The organism is Ruegeria sp. CDSA033 (assembly GCF_059612305.1).
In genome coordinates, this window is the sequence record NZ_JBXWQI010000012.1 from 32,364 (window position 1) to 55,807 (window position 23,444).

27 protein-coding genes are annotated in these 23,444 nt (G+C 58.7%); 12 read left to right on the forward strand and 15 right to left on the reverse strand.

Going from position 1 to position 23,444, the window contains the following annotated elements:
• Positions 1–4: 4 nt before the first annotated feature.
• The 3 genes from AC2FLA_RS15255 to folK form a co-directional block, all read right to left on the reverse strand.
• A complete protein-coding gene (locus AC2FLA_RS15255; RefSeq protein WP_496723278.1) occupies positions 5–2,137 on the reverse strand; it encodes a RelA/SpoT family protein in 2,133 nt (710 codons plus the stop codon).
• A 26-nt stretch (positions 2,138–2,163) separates the two neighbouring features.
• Complete coding sequence (gene rpoZ / locus AC2FLA_RS15260) at positions 2,164–2,517, reverse strand: DNA-directed RNA polymerase subunit omega (protein ID WP_085824454.1); 354 nt, start codon at positions 2,515–2,517, stop codon at positions 2,164–2,166.
• A 94-nt stretch (positions 2,518–2,611) separates the two neighbouring features.
• Positions 2,612–3,169 carry a 2-amino-4-hydroxy-6-hydroxymethyldihydropteridine diphosphokinase gene (folK, locus tag AC2FLA_RS15265; protein ID WP_496723280.1) on the reverse strand — a complete coding sequence of 186 codons (558 nt, stop codon included), beginning with the start codon at positions 3,167–3,169 and terminating at the stop codon, positions 2,612–2,614.
• Positions 3,170–3,323: 154 nt separating this feature from the next.
• Between folK and AC2FLA_RS15270 the strand changes: the two genes are divergently transcribed.
• From AC2FLA_RS15270 to AC2FLA_RS15300, 7 genes are all read left to right on the forward strand, one after another.
• Positions 3,324–3,896: a LabA-like NYN domain-containing protein gene (locus tag AC2FLA_RS15270; protein WP_058278950.1), complete on the forward strand. Its 573-nt coding sequence runs from the start codon at positions 3,324–3,326 to the stop codon at positions 3,894–3,896.
• Between the two features lie 193 nt (positions 3,897–4,089).
• Positions 4,090–5,040, forward strand: coding sequence for a 4-hydroxy-3-methylbut-2-enyl diphosphate reductase (ispH, locus tag AC2FLA_RS15275; protein WP_496723282.1), 951 nt, complete (start codon positions 4,090–4,092; stop codon positions 5,038–5,040).
• Positions 5,037–5,489: a DUF3429 domain-containing protein gene (locus tag AC2FLA_RS15280; RefSeq protein ID WP_496723284.1), complete on the forward strand. Its 453-nt coding sequence runs from the start codon at positions 5,037–5,039 to the stop codon at positions 5,487–5,489. Before ispH ends, AC2FLA_RS15280 begins: the two co-directional genes overlap by 4 nt.
• Positions 5,486–6,073, forward strand: coding sequence for a class I SAM-dependent methyltransferase (locus AC2FLA_RS15285; RefSeq protein ID WP_496723286.1), 588 nt, complete (start codon positions 5,486–5,488; stop codon positions 6,071–6,073). The genes AC2FLA_RS15280 and AC2FLA_RS15285 overlap by 4 nt, the downstream gene beginning before the upstream one ends.
• Positions 6,066–6,533, forward strand: coding sequence for a ribonuclease HI (gene rnhA / locus AC2FLA_RS15290; RefSeq protein ID WP_496723288.1), 468 nt, complete (start codon positions 6,066–6,068; stop codon positions 6,531–6,533). Before AC2FLA_RS15285 ends, rnhA begins: the two co-directional genes overlap by 8 nt.
• Positions 6,530–7,153: a trimeric intracellular cation channel family protein gene (locus tag AC2FLA_RS15295; RefSeq protein WP_496723290.1), complete on the forward strand. Its 624-nt coding sequence runs from the start codon at positions 6,530–6,532 to the stop codon at positions 7,151–7,153. The genes rnhA and AC2FLA_RS15295 overlap by 4 nt, the downstream gene beginning before the upstream one ends.
• Positions 7,154–7,207: 54 nt before the next feature.
• Positions 7,208–7,810 (forward strand): COG3904 family protein, encoded by a 603-nt coding sequence (locus AC2FLA_RS15300; protein WP_496723292.1) that lies wholly within the window; start codon positions 7,208–7,210, stop codon positions 7,808–7,810.
• A 6-nt stretch (positions 7,811–7,816) separates the two neighbouring features.
• On the opposite strand, the gene AC2FLA_RS15305 is transcribed toward AC2FLA_RS15300, so the two are convergent.
• From AC2FLA_RS15305 to def (AC2FLA_RS15325), 5 genes are read right to left on the reverse strand one after another with little or no spacing between them, the layout of a single operon-like run.
• A complete protein-coding gene (locus AC2FLA_RS15305) occupies positions 7,817–8,053 on the reverse strand; it encodes a GlsB/YeaQ/YmgE family stress response membrane protein (RefSeq protein WP_058273291.1) in 237 nt (78 codons plus the stop codon).
• Between the two features lies 1 nt (position 8,054).
• Positions 8,055–8,309, reverse strand: coding sequence for a hypothetical protein (locus tag AC2FLA_RS15310; protein ID WP_058278955.1), 255 nt, complete (start codon positions 8,307–8,309; stop codon positions 8,055–8,057).
• A 14-nt stretch (positions 8,310–8,323) separates the two neighbouring features.
• On the reverse strand, positions 8,324–9,229 hold the full coding sequence (fmt, locus tag AC2FLA_RS15315; protein WP_496723294.1) for a methionyl-tRNA formyltransferase: 906 nt from the start codon (positions 9,227–9,229) through the stop codon (positions 8,324–8,326).
• A gap of 2 nt (positions 9,230–9,231) precedes the next feature.
• The gene (gene def, locus AC2FLA_RS15320; protein ID WP_496723296.1) at positions 9,232–9,726 is read right to left on the reverse strand and encodes a peptide deformylase; all 495 of its coding nucleotides are present in this window, start codon (positions 9,724–9,726) and stop codon (positions 9,232–9,234) included.
• Positions 9,723–10,241, reverse strand: coding sequence for a peptide deformylase (def, locus tag AC2FLA_RS15325; RefSeq protein ID WP_496723298.1), 519 nt, complete (start codon positions 10,239–10,241; stop codon positions 9,723–9,725). The genes def (AC2FLA_RS15320) and def (AC2FLA_RS15325) overlap by 4 nt, the downstream gene beginning before the upstream one ends.
• Positions 10,242–10,335: 94 nt before the next feature.
• On the opposite strand from def (AC2FLA_RS15325), the gene AC2FLA_RS15330 reads away from it, so the two are divergent.
• Entirely contained in the window at positions 10,336–11,508 is a 1,173-nt protein-coding gene (locus AC2FLA_RS15330; protein WP_496723299.1) for a MalY/PatB family protein, read from the forward strand.
• Between the two features lie 36 nt (positions 11,509–11,544).
• Here AC2FLA_RS15330 and AC2FLA_RS15335 read toward each other — a convergent pair whose 3' ends face one another.
• Positions 11,545–11,898 (reverse strand): hypothetical protein, encoded by a 354-nt coding sequence (locus tag AC2FLA_RS15335; RefSeq protein ID WP_496723301.1) that lies wholly within the window; start codon positions 11,896–11,898, stop codon positions 11,545–11,547.
• Positions 11,899–12,113: 215 nt separating this feature from the next.
• Here AC2FLA_RS15335 and AC2FLA_RS15340 point away from each other — a divergent pair, with 215 nt between their 5' ends.
• Positions 12,114–13,103 carry a glutathione S-transferase family protein gene (locus AC2FLA_RS15340; RefSeq protein ID WP_496723303.1) on the forward strand — a complete coding sequence of 330 codons (990 nt, stop codon included), beginning with the start codon at positions 12,114–12,116 and terminating at the stop codon, positions 13,101–13,103.
• Here the strand turns inward: AC2FLA_RS15340 and AC2FLA_RS15345 are convergent.
• Positions 13,085–13,447, reverse strand: a complete 363-nt coding sequence (locus AC2FLA_RS15345) for a response regulator transcription factor (protein ID WP_058273299.1) — start codon at positions 13,445–13,447, stop codon at positions 13,085–13,087. The two genes, AC2FLA_RS15340 and AC2FLA_RS15345, sit on opposite strands and share 19 nt — an antisense overlap.
• A 182-nt stretch (positions 13,448–13,629) precedes the next feature.
• Between AC2FLA_RS15345 and cobD the strand changes: the two genes are divergently transcribed.
• From cobD to AC2FLA_RS15360, 3 genes are read left to right on the forward strand one after another with little or no spacing between them, the layout of a single operon-like run.
• The gene (gene cobD / locus AC2FLA_RS15350; RefSeq protein ID WP_496723306.1) at positions 13,630–14,595 is read left to right on the forward strand and encodes a threonine-phosphate decarboxylase CobD; all 966 of its coding nucleotides are present in this window, start codon (positions 13,630–13,632) and stop codon (positions 14,593–14,595) included.
• Positions 14,592–15,512, forward strand: a complete 921-nt coding sequence (gene cbiB / locus AC2FLA_RS15355; RefSeq protein ID WP_282169920.1) for an adenosylcobinamide-phosphate synthase CbiB — start codon at positions 14,592–14,594, stop codon at positions 15,510–15,512. Before cobD ends, cbiB begins: the two co-directional genes overlap by 4 nt.
• Positions 15,513–15,523: 11 nt before the next feature.
• Positions 15,524–16,687: a lytic murein transglycosylase gene (locus AC2FLA_RS15360; protein WP_496723308.1), complete on the forward strand. Its 1,164-nt coding sequence runs from the start codon at positions 15,524–15,526 to the stop codon at positions 16,685–16,687.
• 52 nt (positions 16,688–16,739) lie between these two features.
• Here AC2FLA_RS15360 and AC2FLA_RS15365 read toward each other — a convergent pair whose 3' ends face one another.
• The 5 genes from AC2FLA_RS15365 to AC2FLA_RS15385 form a co-directional block, all read right to left on the reverse strand.
• Positions 16,740–17,537 carry a class II glutamine amidotransferase gene (locus AC2FLA_RS15365; protein ID WP_496723310.1) on the reverse strand — a complete coding sequence of 266 codons (798 nt, stop codon included), beginning with the start codon at positions 17,535–17,537 and terminating at the stop codon, positions 16,740–16,742.
• Positions 17,538–17,717: 180 nt separating this feature from the next.
• Positions 17,718–18,068 (reverse strand): hypothetical protein, encoded by a 351-nt coding sequence (locus AC2FLA_RS15370; protein WP_496723312.1) that lies wholly within the window; start codon positions 18,066–18,068, stop codon positions 17,718–17,720.
• Between the two features lie 54 nt (positions 18,069–18,122).
• Positions 18,123–21,578 carry a chromosome segregation SMC family protein gene (locus tag AC2FLA_RS15375; RefSeq protein ID WP_496723314.1) on the reverse strand — a complete coding sequence of 1,152 codons (3,456 nt, stop codon included), beginning with the start codon at positions 21,576–21,578 and terminating at the stop codon, positions 18,123–18,125.
• A gap of 139 nt (positions 21,579–21,717) precedes the next feature.
• Positions 21,718–22,113 (reverse strand): hypothetical protein, encoded by a 396-nt coding sequence (locus tag AC2FLA_RS15380; RefSeq protein WP_282153166.1) that lies wholly within the window; start codon positions 22,111–22,113, stop codon positions 21,718–21,720.
• A 45-nt stretch (positions 22,114–22,158) separates the two neighbouring features.
• Positions 22,159–23,358 (reverse strand): aminotransferase-like domain-containing protein, encoded by a 1,200-nt coding sequence (locus AC2FLA_RS15385; protein ID WP_496723316.1) that lies wholly within the window; start codon positions 23,356–23,358, stop codon positions 22,159–22,161.
• Positions 23,359–23,444 lie beyond the last annotated feature (86 nt).

Genomic DNA, 23,444 nt, shown 5'->3' on the forward strand with positions numbered 1-23,444 from the left:
CTTCTCAGCCAGCCGCTACTGCGGTTTTGGTCCTGTCCCGATAGCGTTCGACCGCGGCAACGTCGCTTTCGGCCTCAAGCATCAGCATCAGCGAATGCAACTGTTCCAGGTCACGCAATTCGACACTGACCAGAAGGCGGTAAAAATCCGGTTTGCGGTCGACAAATTCCAGGTTCGAAATATTGGCCTTTTTCTCGCCTATCAACGTGCAAATGCGCCCCAGCACCCCGGCATCATTGCCAATCGTGACGTCCAGCGTCGCACCATGAACGGCCGGGTGCGTGCCAGAATGCCAGTGCAGATCAACCCAGCGATCGGGTTCGCTTTCGAACTCGGACAGGCGGTCGCAATCGATTGCGTGCACCACAACGCCCTTGCCGCGATAGGTGATGCCGACGATGCGTTCGCCTGGCAATGGCTGACAACAGGGCGCGCGGTCAAATTTCTGGCCGGGTTCAAGGCCGATCACCGCCCGGCGAGGGGAAATGGCATCACCGTCATCCTGGGTCAATTCAGGATAAACGGCACTGACCACATCATGCGCTGTCAGTTCCGCGCTGCCAAGACGCGCCAGCAATTCGTGACGATCCTTCAGGCGCAGGTGTTTCGCCGCGGTATCCAGCGCCTTGTCGGTGGCCTTTCGACCGACATGTTCGAAACCGGAACGCGCAAGTTCCTTGCCCAGCTTGATGAACCGTTCGCGGTCGACCTCGCGCAGCGCCCGCCGGATGGCGGTCCGGGCCTTGCCGGTCACCGCAATCTCAAGCCACGTAACCTGAGGCGTTTGACCGTCAGCGGTGATCACATCCACCGACTGACCATTCTTGATCCGCGTCCACAGTGGCACACGGATGCCGTCCACCTTGGCGCCAACACAGGCATGTCCAATGCGAGTATGGATCGCATAGGCGAAATCAATCGGCGTTGCCCCGCGCGGCAACTTCACAACGTCCCCTTTGGGCGTAAAGCAGAACACCTGGTCCGAGTACATTTCCAGCTTGACCGCTTCGAGGAAATCTTCGTGATCTTCCTCACTGTCGAACTGTTCCGTCAGGTTCGCAATCCACTTGGCCGGATCAACGGCAAAAGGGTTTTCCGAGCGGACACCGTCGCGGTACGACCAATGCGCCGCAACGCCGGTTTCAGCCACATCATGCATCTGACGGGTGCGGATCTGAACCTCGACCCGTTTCCCGTCGCGGCCCGAAACTGTGGTGTGGATCGAGCGATATCCGTTCGATTTCGGCTGACTGATGTAATCCTTGAACCGTCCCGGCACCGCGCGCCAACGCTGGTGAATGGCACCCAGCGTGCGATAGCAATCTTCCTCGGACCGGGTGATGATGCGAAAGCCGTATATGTCGGACAGGCGCGAAAAGCCCTGATCCTTTTCCTGCATCTTGCGCCAGATCGAGTAAGGCTTTTTGGCACGCCCAAACACTTCGGCCTCGATGCCCGCCTTCTCCAACTCGTGCCGCATGTCGCCAGTGATCCGGTGGATCACGTCGCCGGTTTCGCGCTGCAGCGTGATAAAGCGGCGAATGATCGACTGGCGACCTTCGGAATTCAGAACGCGGAAAGCAAGATCCTCAAGCTCTTCGCGCATCCACTGCATACCCATGCGACCCGCGAGCGGCGCATAAATATCCATCGTCTCGCGCGCCTTCTGCACCTGCTTTTCCGGGCGCATTGCCTTGATCGTACGCATGTTGTGCAAACGGTCGGCCAGCTTGACCAGAATGACCCGCAGGTCCTTGGACATGGCCATGAACAGCTTACGGAAATTCTCGGCCTGTTTGGTCTCGCGGCTGGACAGCTGCAGATTGGTCAGCTTGGTGACGCCATCGACCAGCTTGGCAACCTCTTCCCCGAACAGTTCGGACACTTTGCCATAATTGGCCTTGGTGTCTTCGATCGTGTCATGCAGCAACGCCGTAATGATCGTCGCATCATCCAGACGCTGCTCAGTCAGGATGGCGGCCACGGCAACGGGATGCGTGAAATAGGGTTCGCCTGAATGGCGAACCTGACCGTCATGCATCTGCTTTCCGAATTCATATGCTCGGGCGATGCGATCAGCATTAGTCTTGGGGTTGTAGTTGCGGACCAGCGCAATCAGGTCGTCTGCAGAAATCATCCGGTCCGCACCTTTATCTTTGGGGATTACCCCTGGCCTTGAGCCTCCATCAGAGCGCGCAGCAGCTTCTCTTCCGACATATCGTCATCGGCAGGTTTGTCCGATTCCGCACCCATCAACAGAGCCATCTGATCTTCTTCCGGCTCATCGACCTCAATCTGGGTCTGGTTGGCCTCGATCAGGCGCTCGCGCAGATCATCCGCGCTTTGGGTTTCGTCTGCAATCTCGCGCAGCGACACGACGGGATTCTTGTCATTGTCACGGTCGACGGTGATCGGGCCGCCGGCAGAAATCTCGCGCGCACGATGGGCGGCAAGCATCACCAGTTCAAACCGGTTAGGAACCTTGTCTACGCAATCTTCAACCGTCACGCGGGCCATGGGGCGCTCTCCGTTACTGAATCCATGTCAGGAAGAGGTTTATCTAAGGGCGAATCTCTGCCTTGACAAGCAAGAAATGCTGCAAATGCACCGTTCACACAGCCGTGACCGCCGCAATATCCGCCGCAGGCAGGTCTGCCAGCATTTCGGTTACCGTCCGGCCCAGCACAGGATGGCGCCAATCCGGGGCGACGTCCGCCATCGGAACAAGTACAAAAGCACGATCCTGCAGGCGCGGATGTGGAATAATCAGCCGGTCCGGCGCCTTTTGCGTCTGTTCCTGTGCTGGCAGGGTCAGCCAGCTATCATATTCGGTGCGATCCGGCAGAACCAGATCATCATAGCACACCAGATCCAGATCCAGCGTTCGCATACCCCATCGCTGCACCCTTTCGCGGCCAAACTGATGCTCAATCTGGTGAAGCAGGTGCAACAAATCGGCCGGCGTCCTGTCCGTTTCGATCAAAGCAGCCGCGTTGACGTAGTCCGGCCCGGCACCGGCCGGGAAGCACGGGGTCTCAAAAAAACGGCTGACGGCACGAATCACCACCCCTTGACGCAAGATCGCGTCAAGTGCGCTTTGAAGTGTCACCTTGGGGCCAATACCTCTCAATTTGAGATTTGCGCCCAGCGCGATAACCGCTTTTGACATAGATTTGTACGTTCCATTCACTATATTCGGCGAATTGCATGCTTGCGATACGACCGAAATGGCCTAATTATAGAAGATCAGCGCGCCGCCTATTTTTCAAATACCCACTCACGTAACACCACGGCGTCCTGTATTGTACCGGAAGGACCTATTTATGTTCTATAAAGACGAACGGCTAGCGCTGTTCATCGACGGCTCGAATCTTTATGCAGCCGCAAAAGCACTGGGGTTTGACATCGACTACAAATTGCTGCGCCAGGAGTTTATGCGCCGCGGCAAGATGCTTCGGGCTTTTTACTATACGGCGCTATTGGAAAACGACGAGTATTCCCCGATCCGCCCCTTGGTTGACTGGCTGCATTACAACGGCTTCACCATGGTGACAAAACCGGCGAAGGAATACACCGACAGCATGGGGCGTCGGAAAGTCAAAGGTAACATGGACATCGAACTGACAGTCGACGCTATGGAACTGGCACCGCGTGTCGATCATATTGTGCTGTTTTCGGGCGATGGGGATTTTCGCCCGTTGATTGCCAGCCTGCAGCGTCAGGGCGTGCGCGTTTCGGTGGTTTCGACCATCCGCAGCCAACCGCCGATGATCTCGGACGAGCTGCGCCGCCAGGCTGACAACTTCATCGAGCTTGAGGACCTGCGCGACGTGATCGGGCGGCCCCCACGCGAAATGCCCATGGAGCCACGCAGCGTTGCTGCGGGTGGACAGTAAGACCGGGCCACTCACCAAACCCGGGGGAAGAAATTAGCGCGGTCAGGCTGTACCAACCTGACCGCGCTTCTTTAACTAAAAGCAGGTACTGAAACACCTGCTGGCTAGCAGTGATTCATGTCATATCAATGACAATGTCCTGTCTGGACCATAGCCGGGAAAAGACTTACCTGTGGCCTATGGAGACCAAGACATGACCAAGCCGCCCCTTACCCTATACCTCGCCGCGCCGCGCGGGTTCTGCGCCGGTGTCGACCGGGCGATCAAGATCGTTGAAATGGCGCTGCAGAAATGGGGTGCTCCGGTGTATGTGCGGCATGAAATTGTGCACAACAAATTCGTCGTAGATGGTCTGCGCGCCAAGGGGGCCGTTTTTGTCGAAGAGCTGGACGAGTGTCCTAACGACCGACCCGTTATTTTTTCAGCGCATGGCGTACCGAAATCCGTTCCCGCGTCGGCGGCCCAGCGCGAGATGATCTATGTCGATGCCACCTGCCCGCTGGTCTCCAAGGTTCATGTGGAGGCTCAGCGCCATGCTGAGGCCGGATTGCAGATGATCATGATCGGGCACAAGGGCCATCCGGAAACCATCGGCACCATGGGCCAGTTGCCCGACGGCGAAGTGCTGCTGGTTGAAACCGTCGATGACGTGGCCTCGGTTCAGGTACGCAATCCGGAAAAGCTGGCATTTGTCACCCAGACGACGCTTTCGGTGGATGACACCAAGGATATTATCGCAGCCCTCCAAGTCCGGTTCCCGGCCATCGTTGGCCCGCATAAGGAAGACATCTGCTACGCCACCACCAACCGGCAAGAGGCCGTCAAAGCCGTGGCTCCAAAATCGGATGCCCTGCTTGTTGTCGGCGCGCCGAACTCGTCGAACTCACGCCGACTGGTCGAGGTTGCGGCCCGCGCCGGGTGCAACTATGCGCAATTGGTGCAGCGCGCCCACGATATCGACTGGCGGGCGCTGGAAGGCATCTCAACCATCGCCATTACCGCAGGCGCTTCAGCACCCGAAGTGCTGGTGAATGAGGTGATTGACGCTTTCGACACCCACTATGACGTGACGGTTGAACTGGTCGAAACCGCCGTCGAAAATGTCGAATTCAAAGTGCCCCGCGTCCTGAGGCAAACCGCATGAGAGGCGTCCCCAGGGCGCCGTTGGTTCTGGCGCTGGCGGGGTTGATCCCGTTCATTTGGGGCGCGCTGACCTCCTTGAACGGCGATTTGCAGGATTGGGGCAGGCAAGAGCTTGGGTCGCGGTTCGTCGGACCGTATATTCAACTGTTCTACGGCTCTGTGATTTTAAGTTTTATGTCCGGTGTTCTGTGGGGGTTCGCCACCAAGACCTCGGGCAGTAAGGCAGCGACATGCTATGTGCTGTCAGTCCTCCCGGCGCTTTGGGCGTTTTTCATGACCGGCGGTGGACCTGTTGAGGCGGGCATCAACCTAATGTACGGCTTCGCCGGTTTGCTGATGTTGGATGCGATATTTGCATATTGGCGGCTGACCCCAACATGGTGGCTGAGGCTGCGCGTTCTGCTGACAGCCATCGTCCTGATATGCCTTGCCGTAGGAGTGTACCTGTGACCGACCGCAAGACAATTGACGCCTACACCACACGTGTTGCCGAGTACCTGAGCGTCCCATTGCCGCCCGAACAGATCGAAGCGCGTATGGCCTTTGCCGAAGCGGTTGCGCCGGGTGGCTATGTTCTGGACCTCGGCTCGGGCCCCGGTGCGGACAGTATGTTCTTCCTGCGTGAGGGGCTGCGGGTTCGGGCATTGGATGCGACGCCGGCCTTTGTGGAACACGCCCGCGAAAATGGCGTAGATGCGTATGTCGGTACATTTGACGATGTGACCGAAACGGCCACGTTTGACGGCATCTATGCCAGCTTTTCGCTGCTGCATGCGCCGCGCAAGGATTTCCCGCGCCATTTGGCGGCCATCCACCGGGCACTCAAGCCTGAGAGTATCTTTTTCCTTGGTCTGAAACTGGGAACCGGTGAACACCGCGACGACATTGATCGCTATTACACCTATTTCTCACAGACCGAGATCGAAGAGGCGCTGGCCGAGGCAGGGTTCACAATTGACCGGATCACAACTGGCGTGGGCAAAGGCCTGGCTGGATCTTATGACGGCTTTATTCTGGTGATCGCCCATGCCTGAGTTGTTTGCCTATACCGATGGTGCCTGTTCGGGCAATCCTGGCCCGGGGGGCTGGGGCGTGCTGATGCGCGCGATGGACGGCGAAAAAGTCCTGAAAGAGCGCGAGCTGAACGGCGGCGAGGCTGAAACCACCAACAATCGCATGGAATTGCTGGCAGCGATCAGCGCGCTGGAAACGCTGGAGCGGGCCTCGAAGATCACCGTGGTAACCGACAGCGCCTATGTGAAGAATGGCGTCACCGGCTGGATTTTCGGCTGGAAGCGCAACGGCTGGAAGACCTCGAACAAGAAACCGGTCAAGAATGTCGATCTGTGGCAGCGACTGGACGAGGCGCAGGCGCGCCATGACGTGACCTGGGAATGGGTCAAGGGCCATGCTGGCCATCCCGAAAACGAAAAAGCCGACGAGCTGGCCCGCGCGGGCATGGCCCCGTTCAAACCCAAAAAGGCACAGATGTGAGCGGTCTGGCACTGCTCGACTATGCCTCAGTTCTGGTTTTTGCCCTGACGGGTGCATTGGTGGCTAGCCGGGCACAGCTGGATTTGGTGGGTTTTGCCTTTATGGCCTGCCTGACTGCTGTGGGCGGCGGAACCGTCCGCGACCTGCTGCTGGACCGGCACCCGGTGTTTTGGGTTGGTCAACCGGACTATATCCTGATCGCCACAGCGGCTGCCGTGGTGGTGTTTTTCACAGCCCATTTGGTCGAAAGCCGATACAACTTACTGGTCTGGCTAGACAGTTTCGCCCTGTCGATTGCCGCGGCAGCAGGTGCTGGCGCGGCCTTGTCGCTAAACCAATCCGGTGTCATCGTTGTGCTGATGGGCGTCACAACGGGCTGCCTCGGCGGCCTGATGCGGGACGTGGTCTGCAACGAAGTGCCACTGGTCCTGAAACAGGGTGAGCTATACGTCTCTTGCGCGTTTGCCGGGGCTTTTGCCGCTGTAATCGCGACCCGACTTGGATTCGACGAGCTGGCCACACTGGCCGCATGTGCGTTGATTTGCTGGGCATTGCGGGCGGGATCATTGGTGTTTGGCTGGCAGCTTCCGGTTTACAAAGCACGCCCGCCGCGGCAGTAATTGGGTATAAAATGTTCGATCTGCATTTCCTGTGCCACAGATGTGAGAACTGAAATGAATTTCACTTTCCCTATTTTTGTCGCCTCACTGGCTCTTCTGGGTGCGTGTGCAGAGCGATACGACGCGGTCAGCTTCGTTGTACAGGGCGACGAAATCGTTGCTTCGGGGGCTATTGATCACACGACACTCAGCGCTTTTGAAGAAATCACTGCGGCCAATCCCGAGATCAAGACCCTTGTACTGCAGAACATCGAAGGCTCGGTCGATGATGATGCAAATGTCGTTTTCAGCCGCGTTGTGCGAGACGAAGGGTTCGATACTGTGGTGCCCTCAAACGGCTTGGTCGCCTCTGGTGGCACCGATCTGTTCCTGGCCGGCAATCGTCGCACTCTGGAACCTGGCGCATGTGTCGGGGTTCATAGCTGGGGCGGCGGCGGATATGTGGCTGCCAACCTGCCCGAAAACCACCCCGAGCACGATCGCTATCTCGACTATTTCAATGATATTGGTGTCGACCCGGCCTTTTATTGGTTCACGCTTGATGCAGCGTCCGAGGACGAAATGCACTGGATGTCAGCAGAGGAAGCCAATCGCTTCAAAATGGCGACGCGCAATTCGAAATCGTTGGGATCAACAGTGATTTGCGACGAGCGGTAGCCACGCTCAACGTCGTAGATAGGTCTGCCAGATCCAGATCACCAGCAGAGCCCCCAGAACGGCACCCACAAAACCGGACAACCATCCTGCCACGGTGATCAAGGCCCGCAACAGAAATCCGCCAACCAGTGCACCAACGATGCCAATCAACATGGTTGTGGGGATGTTGGCCTCGATCCGCATTAAACGGGTGGCCAGGAACCCTGCGGCGGCTCCGATGACGATCAGGGCGATAACAGGCATGTCACTTCCTCCAATGGGTCGGCACGATGATCAGCGCGCCGACGGATGACACAATAGCGTTCAATCCCGGGGACCCAAAAGCAAGGTTAAACCCGAACATCCTGCCAAACATGATCTGAGCAAAGAAAAACAGAAAGGCGCCGCCGATACAAATGATGATAGATTGCAGATAGCCGTTTCGGGTAAACCCGGTTTTTTCCGCGAGGCTTCCAACGACGGCTGCGATTAACACCGTCCCCATCAAAGTCATGTACAAGTCTGTTATTCCTTCTAAATCCGGCTTCCCTTGGCCACAGGCCAGCCCCGCAGAAAGGTTTCCTTATCCTGTGCGCCTTTGCCCGCCCGTTGCAGGCGCAACAGATCAACGGCACCCTCGCCGCAAGCTACTGTCAAGGCATCGTCCAGAGCTTCGCCGGGTACGCCCTGCCCCTCGGCCAGACGCGACGCCAGCAGTTTCACGCGGTCTCCGTCAATCTCGGTCCAGGCACCCGGGAACGGGGACAGACCGCGGATCTGCCGATCGACCTCGGCTGCGGGCCGGGACCAGTCAATCCGTGCCTCTGATTTGTCGATCTTGGCGGCATAAGTCACACCGACCTCGGGCTGCGGCTCGGGCGTCAGATCTGGCAGGTCATGCAAAGCCTCAACGATCAGTTTGGAGCCCATTATCGACAGCCGGTCATGCAACTGGTCGGTGGTTTCCTCGATCCCGATATCGGTTGCTTCGCGCACAAGAACCGGGCCTGTGTCCAACCCGGCCTCCATCTGCATGATGCAGATACCGGTTTGCGCATCGCCGGACATGATGGCGCGATGGATCGGGGCCGCCCCGCGCCAGCGCGGCAACAGGCTGGCATGGATATTCAGACATCCCTGGGCAGGCGCGTCCAGAATAGGCTGCGGCAGGATCAAACCATAAGCGACCACCACGGCCACATCTGCGTTTAGTGCAGCAAAGGCATCCTGTTCTTCGGCCAATTTCAGAGACGTCGGATGGCGGACAGTCAGGCCCAGCGCCTCGGCCCGTGCGTGAACTGGTGTCGGGCGGTCCTTTTTGCCCCGACCAGCCGGGCGCGGGGGCTGGCAATACACTGCGACAATGTCATGCCCAGCTTCGACAAGCGTATCCAGAACCGGGACCGAAAAGTCGGGCGTACCCATGAATACAACGCGCATCTCTACCCCAGCTTTTTGGCTTTGCGCAGCAGCATGTCCCGTTTGACCTTGCTGAGCCGGTCGAAATACATCTTCCCGTTCAGATGGTCGATCTGGTGCTGTACGCTTGTGGCTTCGATCCCGACAAAGTCGCGGCGATCCACCATCCCCTGCTCATTCAGGAACTTGACCGTCACCGCGCGCGGGCGCTTCACCTTGGCCGAAACACCAGGCAGGTTCGGGCTGGCCTCATCATGTTCGCGCAATTCGATTGAGCTGTGCAGGATTTCCGGGTTGGCCAGACGCACAGCCTTACCGCGTTCAGCCGAGCCGTCCACCACAGCCAGGCGCAACATCACGCCGATCTGCGGCGCGGCAAGGCCAACACCAGGCATCGCCTCCATCGTTTCGATCATGTCGTCCCAGATGGCGCGGATTTCGTCGGAGATCTCGGCGACGTCCTCGGCCTTGGTGCGCAGGCGTTTGTCGGGCCATGGCAGGCAGGTGCGAGCGGTCATGCGCGGGCCTGCTCGCGCTTTAGTTTCTGCATCTTTCGCGTGATCATCTGACGCTTAAGCGGCTTGAGATAGTCGATGAACAGCTTGCCGTTCAAATGGTCGATCTCATGCTGAACACAGGTCGCCCACAGGCCGTCGAATGTTTCCTGTTGCAAGTTGCCATCCCGGTCGATCCACGTGACATCAACCACTTTGGGGCGCGTGACTTCGGCGAATTGCTCGGGGATCGACAGGCAGCCTTCCTCGTAGACATTGGTCTCATCGGACGAGGCGATGACCTCGGGGTTGAACATGATCAGCGGACGCGGGGCTTCGCCCTCTTCCTTAATGCAGTCCAACACGATCAACCGATCCAGCACGCCGATCTGAGGCGCGGCCAGACCAACGCCAGGCGCGTCATACATCGTCTCCAGCATGTCGTCGGCCAGCTTGCGCAGCTCGTCGCTGATATCTGCCACGGGCGCGCAGACCTTTTTCAGGCGGGGGTCGGGATGGATCAGGATATTACGTTTCATGGGGTTGATTTAGGCCATCCCGCACTGCACCGCAACGCCCCCCTTGCACCCGCTGGATTTGTAGCTAGCTTTCGTCCGGACAGATGGAGCAGACATGACTTTCAACGACCTGATCGACCGCCGGGGAACCAATAGTTCAAAATGGGACAAGATGGAGCAGCTCTACGGCGTGTCGCCGCAGAATGGGCTGGCCATGTGGACCGCGGATTCCGATTTTCCGACAGCACCATGCGTGATTGATGCCGTACGAAAAGCGGCTGACCATGGGGTCTTTGGGTATTCGTGGATTCACCCGGAATATCTGGCATCGATTCAGTGGTGGATGAAGAACCGCCATAGCTGGGACATCGACACCGATTGGGTGCTGACTTCACAGGGGTTAGGCAATGCGATCGCCCTGTCTCTGGATGTCTGGAGCGAACCCGGCGACGGCGTCGTCATCTTCAGCCCCGTCTATCATGAGTTCGCTCACAAGGTGAACAAATCAGGTCGCCGTGTGGTGGAATGCCCGCTAGTTCGCCAAGGCGAAACCTATGGCCTGGATCTGGACGATGCTCAGTCGCGTCTGGACGGGTCGGAAAAGCTGTTGCTGTGGTGCTCGCCGCAAAACCCCTCCGGCCGGGTGTGGACACCGGATGAACTGCGTGCCGTGGCCGCATTCGCCGAACGCAATGGGTTGATTTTGGTCTCGGATGAGATCCACCACGATCTGGTTTATCCTGGCAATACGTTCGTGCCGATGGATGTGGCTGCGCCGGATGCGCGGCCGTGGACCGTGACCCTGACTGCGGCGTCCAAGACATTTAACATCGCCGGTCAACGCACCGGTAACATGATCATTCCTGACCCCAAACTGCGCGCGGCCATGCGGCACCGCATTCAGACGCTGGACTATGACCCCAGCGCGTTGGGCGTGGCGATGATAACTGCCGCCTATTCACCTGAAGGGGCCACATGGGTTGATGAGCAGGTTGCGCACCTTGCGGGCAACTGCCAGGTCTTTGACGCAGCAATCGCCGAGATCCCTGGTCTGTGGTCCATGCCGTTGCAGGCTACTTATCTGGCTTGGGTAGAATTCTCAGGAACCGGCATGACCCATGAAGAGTTTGTCCGCCGCCTGCGCGAAGATGCCAAAATCGCAACGTCCTCAGGCCCCGGTTTCGGCGCAGGTGGTGAGACCTTCGAACGGTTTAACTTGGCCACTCAGCGTGCACGGGTCGAAGAGGCATGCGCCCGGCTAAAGCATGCATTTGCTGATTTGCAATGAACGAGGCGGCCAACGGCGATGTCGTTGGCCCTGCCCTCAATCCTTATGCTCAAGCAACGCAATCGGCGCGTCCGGCGCGCGGTAGAAATCCAGCGGAGCCTTGTCGGCCGCGGCCGTGCTGCGCTTGAACTCGTACCTCATTTCGCCTGCTTCATCCTCATCCGCGATGATTAGGCATTGGTACAAGTGATTGACACCATCATAGATATCCACAAGCCCGCGCAGTTGAGGCGTGGTATCGGCCTCAACTGTAAATCCATCTTTCCACAATCGAAGAATCTTGTAGGTATTGTCGCCAATATCGACACGTAGGCGGCTGATCTTTTTCAACCCTGCGATTCGCGCCGCATCCAATTCGGCAGTAATTTCCTTTGAAACATAAGTACTCATAAAAATATCTCCCCCGGCAGTGTATTCTATTGTGAGGCGCAAATTGTAAAAATCCAGTGAACCTGATCACAGTCAGCGCCGGGATTTCTATTTGTTGCACAGAAATCCCAATCCATCCTGTGCGTATGCGCAGGAAGGATGCGCGCGCCCTCGCATAGGAACGCCCCATGTACCCGCCTATGTTTGGCGCAAACGCTTTTCGGAGGGCATGAGCAATGGGCCTGTTGGTCGACGGTAAATGGCACGACACTTGGTATGACACCAAATCCACAGGCGGCGCGTTCAAACGCAGCGCCGCGCAGTTTCGCAATTGGCTGACGGTAGATGGCAGCGCCGGACCATCGGGCAAGGGTGGCTTCAACGCTGAAACCGACCGCTACCACCTCTATGTCAGCCTGGCCTGTCCATGGGCGCACCGCACTCTGATCTTCAGGGAACTGAAAGGTTTAAACAAGCACGTCTCAGTCTCGGTGGTACATCCCGACATGCTGGACAAAGGCTGGACCTTCGAGACTGATGACTACGGCGCAACCGGGGACACACTGTACGGTTTGGGCTTTGCTCACCAGATTTACACCAAGGCCGACCCGACATATTCGGGTCGTGTCACAGTGCCGATCCTGTGGGACAAGAAACAGCAGACGATCGTTTCGAACGAAAGCTCGGAAATCATCCGCATGTTCAATTCAGCCTTTTACGGGATCACCGGCAACACCGACGATTACTGGCCCGAAGCGATGCGCGATGAGATCGAAGAGGTGAATGCGCGCATCTATTCCAACGTCAACAACGGCGTCTACAAATCCGGCTTTGCCACCAGCCAACAAGCTTATGACGCCGCCGTGGACCCGCTGTTTGAAACGCTGGGCTGGTTAGAGGATCGTTTGGCTTCAAACCGTTATCTGATGGGGGATCGTCTGACCGAAGCTGACTGGCGGTTGTTCACGACGCTGATCCGGTTCGATCCCGTCTATCATCTGCATTTCAAATGCAACCGGCGACGACTGATCGATTACCCCAACCTGTGGGGTTATACGCGCGAGCTGTATCAATGGCCGGGCGTCGCTTCGACGGTGAACATGCACCACATCGTGCGCCACTATCACTATAGCCACGAAAGTATCAATCCGCATCGGATCATCCCGACCAACCCGGTTTTGGACTACATGGAACCGCACGGGCGCGGTCAGCGGCCCGCCGCGTAATGTTCAACCATCGCCGCCAGATCTTCTGGCGGCGTGCCGCTTTGCACATAAGCGCACGCGTTTGGACTGTGGGCAAAGATCGATCCGTCTGAAAAAAAGGTCGTGTTGGTAACAAAGATCACCCGCGCCTCGGGGCGGCGATAGCTGGCGAAATCAGCCACTGCCAATGCGCTGCCATTTTCCAGCACCAGATCCAACACGATGATATCGAAATCCGTGCCATACAACGCAAGGATCGCAGCCTCTTGTCCGGCAACAAGCGTCACTTGGGCGCCTTGCCGTTCCAGATGTCTTTTCCAGACCCGACCAAGGTCGGGGTTACTCTCAACAATCAGTACATTCATTTGCAACAACCTCGGCACTTGGTAGAGTGTGCGGTGCCGACCCCCGTGGTTTGTGATCACGCTTATTCCTTAACAAAGTGTTAACGGTGCCGGTCAACCGGGCCGATCACGCGGATTTGCTTGTGTAAGCGGCAAAAATCCGCTTGAAGCACCGGAAACACGCAATTCCGACGAGAACACCGATGGCAAGCCCAAACGCAGATTTGAACCCCCGTGCCGTGCGCGACCATGGCGGCGGGCTGGACGGCGCTATCGCCCGGTTCGGCGGGGCACGCGACAATTGGCTGGACCTGTCCACCGGCATCAACCCACACCCGTATCCGGTGTCGGGACTGACCCCGTCGGATTGGGCCGCGCTGCCGGATCACGGTGCGTTTGAACGGCTGTCTGCCGCAGCACGCCAGTTCTGGTCTGTTCCAGATGGTGCCGCGATTCTGCCCGCGCCCGGAGCATCAGCAGTAATCGCCCGCATGCCTGCGCTTGCTGCGACGGGTCGGGTTCAGATCACAGCACCTACCTACAACGAACACGCGGCAGCTTTCGCCGCGCAGGGTTGGACAGTTGAATCGAACGGTCCAGCCGAGGCGCGCGTCCTTGTGCACCCGAATAATCCGGATGGACGTATCTGGTCCGAACAGAACGCCGATGCCCCGCTAACCGTGATTGATGAGAGTTTTTGTGACGTTTGCCCTGACGCATCCCTAATTCATCTGGCCGAGCAGCCAAGTGTGATCGTGTTGAAAAGTTTCGGCAAGTTCTGGGGTTTGGCCGGGCTACGGCTGGGATTTGCAATTGGCCGCCCTGATTTGATCTCAAAGCTGAACGATTTGACCGGGCCGTGGTCTGTCTCTGGCCCTGCCCTTCGGATCGGGGAACGGGCGCTGCGGGACACGGACTGGGCCAAAGCAACCCGTCAGCAGTTGGCGGCAGCGACAGAACAGCTAGACCGGATCATGACCGGCAAGGGGGCAAAACTGGTCGGCGGCACCACGTTGTTCCGCCTTTATGACGTCGACGATGCCGCCGCTTGGCAGGCCAAGCTGGCCCGCGCCCATATCTGGAGCCGCATATTCCCCTACTCAAACACTTATCTGCGCCTTGGCTTGCCGCCTGCAGACGGATGGCGTCAGCTTGAGGCCGCGTTGTGAGCACGGCTTTTCTGCTGGTTTGCGCCATGTGTCTGGACGCGGCGCTTGGAGAGCCAGATTGGATCTGGTCGCGCATTCGTCATCCGGCAGTGATGATCGGCACTGTCATCGGCTGGTTGGACCTGCGCCTGAACCGCGGAACGAATAGGCGCTTGAAAGGCGTGGCCATCGTGCTGCTGCTGATCTTTGGCGCAGTGATTCTGGGCCGCACGCTGACCTTGTTTGGGCCGGTGATCGAAATCGTCCTTGCCGCAATTCTGCTGGCACAGAAGTCACTGGTGACCCATGTGCGCGATGTCGGTGACGGGCTTCGCTCCTCCTTAACCGAGGGCCGCGCCAAAGTCGCCATGATCGTTTCGCGCGATACGCGGGACATGACCGACGCGCAGGTCGCGCGATCCGCTATTGAAAGCGCTGCAGAAAATCTCAGCGACGGCGTAATTGCGCCCGCGTTTTGGTTTCTGGTCGCGGGCCTGCCGGGGTTGCTGATCTACAAGGCGGTCAACACTGCCGATAGCATGATCGGCTACCGGTCGGAAAAGTACCGCGACTTCGGCTGGGCCGCGGCGCGTCTGGACGATTTGTTGAACCTCATTCCCGCCCGTCTGACCTGCGTGATGATCGTGGCGCTATCCGGTCAATGGGCGCGCTGGCCAGAAATGGTCGCGGATGCACGTCGCCATATCTCACCCAACGCCGGTTGGCCCGAGGCCGCGATGGCGCGCGCCTTAAACGTCGCCCTTGCCGGGCCGCGCAGCTATGACGGACAGGTCTGCGATCTGGCCTGGGTCAACGGTGATGCGCCACGTAACATCGGCGCGCCGGAGATTTTCCGCGCATGTGACATGCTTTGGCGGGTTTGGGGGCTTGCGCTGGGCCTCGTGTCGGTGTGGGTTGGGGTCAGCTTTATTTTCTGACGGACCCTAAAATGCGTTTACTCTCGGGCATCATTGCCGCCACCCTGCTCGCCTCTCCCGCCCTGGCCCAATGTGGCGGCGGGTTCAATTCCTTCGTGAAGGGTCTGAAGGCCGAGGCCGTTCAGCAAGGGTTCGACAAATCCACCGTGAACAGCTTTTTCAAAGGTGTTCAGCAGGACAGCGCGGTTCTAAAGGCGGATCGGGCGCAAGGCGTATTCCAAATACCGTTCATCGATTTTTCCCGCCGCCTGATCTCGCAGAACCGGATAGATCGCGGCCAATCCATGTCTCGCAAATACGATACGGTGTTTGACCGGATTGAGCGGGAATACGGCGTGTCGCGCGGTGTACTGCTGGCATTCTGGGCGTTCGAGACCGACTATGGCGCGGTACAAGGTGACTTCAACACCCGTAACGCCCTGGTCACTCTGGCGCATGACTGCCGCCGCCCTGAGCTGTTCCGACCACAGGTTTTTGCGGCCATCGAACTGTATAGCCAAGGGGATTTCGATCCCAACCGCACAACCGGTGCCTGGGCCGGTGAGATCGGGATGGTGCAGATGTTGCCCCGCGACATTCTGGAAAATGGCGTGGACGGGGATGGCGACGGCAAGGTCTCGTTAAAAACCTCAGCCCCGGATGCGCTGATGTCGGGCGGCAAGATGCTGTCGCATCTGGGCTGGCGTCCGGGTGAACCCTGGCTGCAGGAGGTAACTGTTCCCGCCCAGATGGACTGGTCCCTGTCCGGCCCCGGCAAGTCGCGGTCCGTATCCGAATGGCAGGCGATGGGCGTTCAAGCGCGCAGCGGATCTCTGGCCAATCTGCCCGCGTCGCTGATCCTGCCACAGGGTCGCAACGGCCCCGCATTCTTGGCCTACCCAAACTTTGACGTCTATTTCGAATGGAACCAGAGCTTTGTTTACGTCCTGACCGCTGCCTATTTCGGTACGCGGTTGGAGGGCGGCCAAATCTATGACGCAGGTTCCCCGCCACAAGGCCTGTCGGGCGCGCAGATGAAGCAGTTGCAGACCAAGCTACAAGCGCGTGGGCATAATGTGGGCAAGATCGACGGTATTCTGGGTGCCGGCACGCGGGCTGCCGTTCAGGCCGAACAGGCACGGCTGGGGTTGCCCGCGGATGCGTGGCCAACAGCTGATTTGCTCAACCAGTTATGAGCCCCGATGCGTCCCGCACAGACGGGACGCATCCGGACGCAACACCACAGAGTTATGCAACCTCGGCGTGGTGATGCGGCGCTTTTGGTTCAAACGCGTGTGAAGTCAACGCCTCTCCCCGCGTTTCAATCGCCGTATTGGCAGGGATTTCAGTCCATTCGCCGCTATTCGCGTCCAACGGTTCGGACGAAACAATGAACCCATCCTTACACGCCTTGTAGTGGAGGCTTGGGGCAAAGCGGTCCGAGGCATATCGAGCAGCAAAAAGGCGATCGCCGTCCGACCAACAAGCCGCAAAGCGAAGATACGGCTTCGTACCCCGGCGTCGTGACAGATCTTCGACACGTTGGACTGCCCGCTCCATGGCACCGATCGGATCGACATCCAGACCTTCGCCATGGGCAATCAGGAAAATCGCTTCGCTTTCGGTTGCGCCAAGCCGGTGGCTGTAGAGGTCAGGTGGTATCATCCCGTCCAGCTCCTGCCGTATACGGTCATGCCCTCCGGCCTGCCCATTATGCATAAAACTCCATTTTCCAACACCAAACGGGTGGCAGTTGTTCCGCGAGGTTGCGGTACCCGTTGATGCCCGCACATGGGCCAGAAAGAGATGCGACCGGGTGTGATGCGTAAGCTGTTTCAGGTTGGCATCCGACCAGGCGGGGTTAGTGTCCTTGTAAAAACAAGGCGTCTCACGTTCGGAATACCAGGCAAGGCCAAATCCATCTGCGTTGATCGGCGTCTTTCCGATCAGAGCATTTCGGCTCTGAATGACAAGCGATTGCTCTTGGTTCAGAACCAATTCATCTAGATAACGCTTTGCGCCTGCCCAAGCCAGAAATCGGCACATCTGTTAGCCCCATTGAGTATGAATTTTTTGAGAGCATACCACCGGCTCAGATAAGAAAACTCACCATTCTTCGCGGGCATTCGGTATTATTTCGATCAAATGACAACGCAGAACGCGAATTTTAAATCAACTAATGCCCTACTTGGGTCCGATGCCTGATCGTCGAGGCGGCAACCAAACTCATTCAGGCCGGACCGGGTATCGGTCGCCTTTCTCGTCAATCAAAACTAGGCGCTTACCGCTGCGTACATAGAGATCGCAGCGGCTGAACCCGTTACGATACGCGATGCAGACACTGCCGTCGTCGGCAATGGAATATGTCCCAAAAGCGGAATCCCCGCTGGCGTAGGTAAAGGAATAAGCCCCACCAGCCGAAAACTTGGACTGTCCGTCGTCATAGAAGGTCAGTGTTCGCCCCGCCAGGGCGTCCAGCTCGGAAGATGAAAGCGGGACATCTCCGGGTTTTGTTGGCCATTCCGCCGCCGCAACGGGGCTGGCAGCCAACAAGGCAAAGATCAGATATCGGGTCATGCTGCCACCTTAACCCGCCACGCGGCGATTGAGGCATAACGTTGCAGTGAACGATCAGGCGACCATCTGTTCGGCCTTTTTCAGATCGACTGAAACCAACTGGCTGACGCCCTGTTCCTGCATGGTCACGCCAAACAGCCGGTCCATCCGTGCCATGGTCACCGCGTGGTGGGTGATGATCAGGAACCGAGTGTCCGTCTGGCGACACATTTCGTCCAGCAAATCACAGAAGCGGGTGACGTTGGCGTCATCCAGCGGCGCGTCGACCTCATCCAGCACACAGATCGGCGCGGGGTTGGCGAGGAAGACGCCAAAGATCAGCGCCGTTGCAGTCAAGGTCTGTTCCCCGCCCGACAGCAGGCTAAGCGTCGACAGCTTCTTGCCCGGCGGTTGGCACATGATTTCCAGCCCGGCATCCAACGGATCATCGCTTTCGACCATGACCAGATTGGCCTCACCGCCTCCAAACAGGTGTTTGAACAGCATCGCGAAGTTCGAGTTCACCTGCTCAAACGCGGTCAGCAGGCGCTCACGACCCTCACGGTTGAGGCTGGCGATGCCGCTGCGCAGGGCTTTGATCGCCTCTTCCAGGTCAGCCTTTTCGCTGTTCAGGGTGTCAAACTCTTCCTGGACTTCCTTGGCGTCTTCTTCGGCCCGCAGGTTTACAGCCCCCATCGCGTCACGTTGGCGCTTGTGGCGGTTGACCTCGGCCTCCAATGCGTCAGCGGCAGGCATCTGGTCGGGGTTCACATCCAGTTGGTTCAGCAACTGGTTCGGCGTCAGCTGCTGATCTTCTGCGATCCGCTCAGCAGCTGCCACGACGCTTTCCTTGGCCGCGTCACAGCGCGCCTCAGCCGCTGCACGGGATTCGCGGGCTTCAGACGCCAAACGTTCAGCTTCTCGCTCGGCCAGCACGACTTCGCGCTGCTGCGTCTCAGCCTCGGCAAGCTTGTCGGCGGCCTCGGCACGCCGGGCCTCGGCTGTCTCGATCAACTCGTTCAGTTCTTCGCGGGCTTCGGCGATCTCACCCGGGGCGGCCATCGCCTCAGACAGTTCTTCCTCAGAGCTTTCCTTGCGTTCGACCAATTCCGCGATACGTTTTTCTGCTGAATCCAACCGGTGCCGCCAGCCACTGAGGTCCTTGGTCACTTCCTGGGCCCGCCGGGTTCGTGCCTCGCCTTCACGGCGCAGCTCATCATGGGATGAGCGATGGGTCAGCATGGTGATCCGCGCGGCCTCAACCGTCTGTTTGATATCCTCGACCTGCGCGCGCGCGCTGTCGACGTCACCCAGGCCGGCCAGAGCGCCTTCGGCCTCGCGCAGTTGCGCGCGGGCAGACATGGCATCATCCTTGTGTCTGTCAACGGCAAGGGTAAGCGTTTCCAACCTGCCCTGCGCCAGATTGCGGTCAGCCTCGGCCCGGCTCAGCCCGCGCGCGGATTCTGCCATCCGCTGGTCGGCGGCGCGTCGAGCTTCGCGTGCGCGGCGGTCTGCCTCGGTGACATCCGCCAGTTGCTGCGACAGCGCCTCATGTGCCGCGCGGGCACCATCAGCCTGCGCTTCGGCGCGGGTAAGCTCCTGTTTCAGAGCTTCAAGCTTGTTGAGCTGCTCCAACCGCAAGGCTGCAGCGCTTGGCGCATCTTCGGCCCATGCCCGGAACCCGTCCCAACGCCACAAGTCACCTGAACGGGACACCAGACGCTGCCCCGGCTTTAATGAGGCTTGCAGCCGCGCGCCCTGATCCGCATCAACCAATCCGATCTGAGCGATCCGGCGGCTCAGACGGTCTGGGCCCGAGACATGCAACGCCAATGGTTCTGCCCCATCGGGCAGGGGCTGATCTGCATCGTAGCCTGACACCTGCACCCAGCCGGATGGTCCATCGGCATCGACCAACGGTGTACGCAGGTCGTCAGCCAGTGCCGCCCCCAGCGCCTTTTCATAGCCGGGCTCGACCCGCAGCAGATCCAAGACCTGCCCGCCTTCGGCCGTATCCCGTTCGACCAGCTTGGCCAAGGCGGATGTCTCGGCACGGATTGCGCCCAGTTCACCCTCGGCCTCAGACCGCTGGGCGCGCGCTTCGGCTTCTCTCGCTTGCGTTTCATTGCGCAGTTCGTCCGCTGCGGCCAGCGCTTCGTCGGCGGCCTCAGCGGCCTCGCGCGCTTCTTCCTCACCCTCTTGCGCTTCCTCAAACGCTTCGCTGGCGCGGGTCAAAGCATTGCGGGCTTCGTCTACCGCAGCACGGGCTTTCTCTTCTTCGCCTTCGGACCGGGTCAGCGTCTTGCGGCTGTCTTCGACCAAACGCTGAGCCGACTGGTGACGCGCCACAAGACGCGCCACATCTTCGGTTTCCTGCGACAGGTGATCTTCTCGATCTTGCAGCACGGATGCGGCTTCGCGCGCGATCTCGGCGGCCTCAGCCACTTTGTCGTCATGCCCATCTGCCGCTTTGGCCAGTTCGCGCGCTTCCCATTCCAGACGCTCAATCATCTGGCCCGCGTCCCGGTTCAGGCCGGTTTCGCGTTCGATATCGTTGGCCAATTGCTGAATTCGGTTGGTCAGCGTCTCGATCGTCTGACGCGCGCGGGTTTCCTGATCAGCCAGTTGGTCGCGCTGTACCTGCTGTCGTTGCAAGACGGCGGCGGCGATTGCCTCTTCCTCGCGCAGAGGCGGCAGAATTTCCTCGATTTCAGACCGCTTGGCGCTGGCGGCGCGGGCTTCGGCCTCCGCGCGCGAGGCTTCGGTGATCCGCTCGCGCAAGACGTCTTCGGCCTGTTGGCGGGCCATGTCAGCCTCTTTCCAGCGGCGATAGAGCAGCATGCCTTCAGCCTGCCGTAGTTGCTCCCCAATCTCACGGTACCGTGCGGCCTGACGCGCCTGCCGCGCAAGCTGCCCCAATTGGGTGCCAAGCTGTTCAAGAACGTCATCCACACGGGTCAGGTTGGATTCGGTGCCCTTCAGCTTAAGCTCCGCCTCGTGGCGGCGCTGATAAAGGCCCGAGATACCGGCCGCCTCTTCCAGAATGCGGCGACGCGCGCGGGGCTTGGCGTTGATCAGCTCGGCGATGCGGTTCTGCCCCACCAGTGCAGGTGAATGCGCGCCGGTCGAGGCATCGGCAAAAAGCATCTGGACATCGCGCGCCCGAACATCTTTGCCGTTGGTCTTGTAAGCGCTGCCGACATCGCGGGTGATGCGACGCACAATTTCCAACTGATCGCTGTCATTGAACCCCGAAGGTGCCAAACGTTCCGAGTTATCCATCGTCAGGACAACTTCGGCAAAATTGCGGGCCGGACGCGTTGCGGCCCCGGCAAAGATCACATCCTCCATCGCGCCACCGCGCATGGATTTGGGGCGGTTTTCACCCATTACCCAACGCAACGCTTCCAGAAGATTGGACTTGCCGCAGCCATTTGGGCCCACCACACCGGTCAACCCATCCGCGATAATCAGATCGGTCGGGTCAACAAAGCTTTTGAAGCCGGTGAGTTTAAGTTTGCTGAACCGCAAAGGCCGCTCGTCCCATGATTCCTATATCTGGAAGTCTGCGCAACCCATTGGGGGTGAGTCAACGGAGTAACGCAGGATATGGGATTTCACGCCAAGTTATCCACAATATCTTGCCAAAATACGCAAAAAAGCGCGTATCTCAGTAAGAAGCGCACTCAAAAACCTGATAGCCATAGTCTTCGTAGTAGCCATAGTCGATACATTCATAGGGACCGCGAAGAAGGCTGCCGAGAATCAGCTTTTCCCCCAATTCCCGGTCACAACCTAGAATGCCCACGGTGACCGCAGCGTCGCCCAGAACATCCAACAACGGGCAACCCGACACCTGTGCCATAGCCAGTGCGGCCCGGTCCCGAATGGGGTCAAGACGCGGAGCATATTGAGAGTTGATGCGTACAGCCTCGGCCAGTTGATCGCGGACCCGCACGTCAAACACACTGCCATTCACCGCAACGCGGGTCGCAGGCACATCGCGAAAGTGGGGCGTGCCAGCCGAACAAGCGGCCAGCACTAGGAGGGACAGATACCGGATCATGCCCGCAGCATTGCAGCATCAAGGTTAACAAAACCTTTCCGCCGATCAGGCGCGCAAAACCTCACCCAATCGGCGAATACCTTCGCGGATCGTATCCTCATCCGAGTTCGAGAAACTCAACCGGATCGTGTTGGTCCCGCTGCCATCCGGGAAGAACGCCCCACCCGGGACAAAGGCGACTTTGACCGTGTCCAGCGCGCGGGCCAACAAATCGGCCCCGTGTGTACCGACCGGCAATGTCAGCCAGATGAACATGCCGCCTTCGGGCCTGGTCCACTGAACCCCGTCTGGCATATGGTCCTGCAACGCCTGCAGCATGGCATCGCGGCGGGCACCGTAGACACGACGCAGCATTGGAATATGCGTGTGGAAACAAGCCCGTGCGACCTGGTCAATGGCCATCTGGTTAATCGTTGCCGAATGCAGATCGGCAGCTTGTTTCATTAACACCAATTGAGAAATCACTGGCTTTGCCGCCACGACCCAACCAATCCGCAACCCCGGAGACAAGGTTTTCGAAAAGCTTCCACAATAGATCGTGCGGCAATCCTCAATCGACCCTTTGCACGCCAATTCCAGTGCCAGAACCGGGGGGATGGCATTACCGTCATAACGCAGGGCCTGATAGGCGCCATCCTCGATCACCGCACAGTTCAACTCATCCGCCAGATCCAGCAGCGCTTCCCGCCCCCGCAGATCCACGGTTTCGCCTGTCGGGTTGGCGAAATCGGGCGAGAGATAGGCAAATTTGACCGCGCCTTCGCCCGCTGACGCCGCGTATTCTGCCGCGCCCCGGTTGCCATTGATGCTGAGCCGGTCAAAACGTGGTTCATAAGCATTGAATGCAGCCAATGCGCCCAGGTAGGTCGGCCATCCGACCAGCGCAGTATCGCCCGGCGACAGATAGAGTTTACCCAGATAATCCAATGCCTGCTGCGAGCCTGACGTGATCAGGATGTTCTCAAGCCCGCATTCCACTCCGATTGAACGCATGTGGTCGACGAGCCATTCCCGCAGCGGGACGTAACCTTCGCTGACGGAATATTGTAGCGCCTGAGCCTGCTGGTCAGGCCCCAACGCAGCTTGAAAGGCGGCCGCGAACCCTTCGGCTGGAAACAACGCGGGATCGGGGATGCCGCCTGCAAAAGAGATGATCCCCGGCTGATCCAACAGCTTTAACAATTCGCGTATCTCAGACGCTTTCATCCGGGATGCCCGCGTGGCGAACAATTCGTGCGTAGACATGAGTCTCCTCCGCTCTCAGTCACGGCCAGCGTAGAGAGGAACATCATAAAGTCAACAATGCTGACCTAATATTATAGACCACGTGA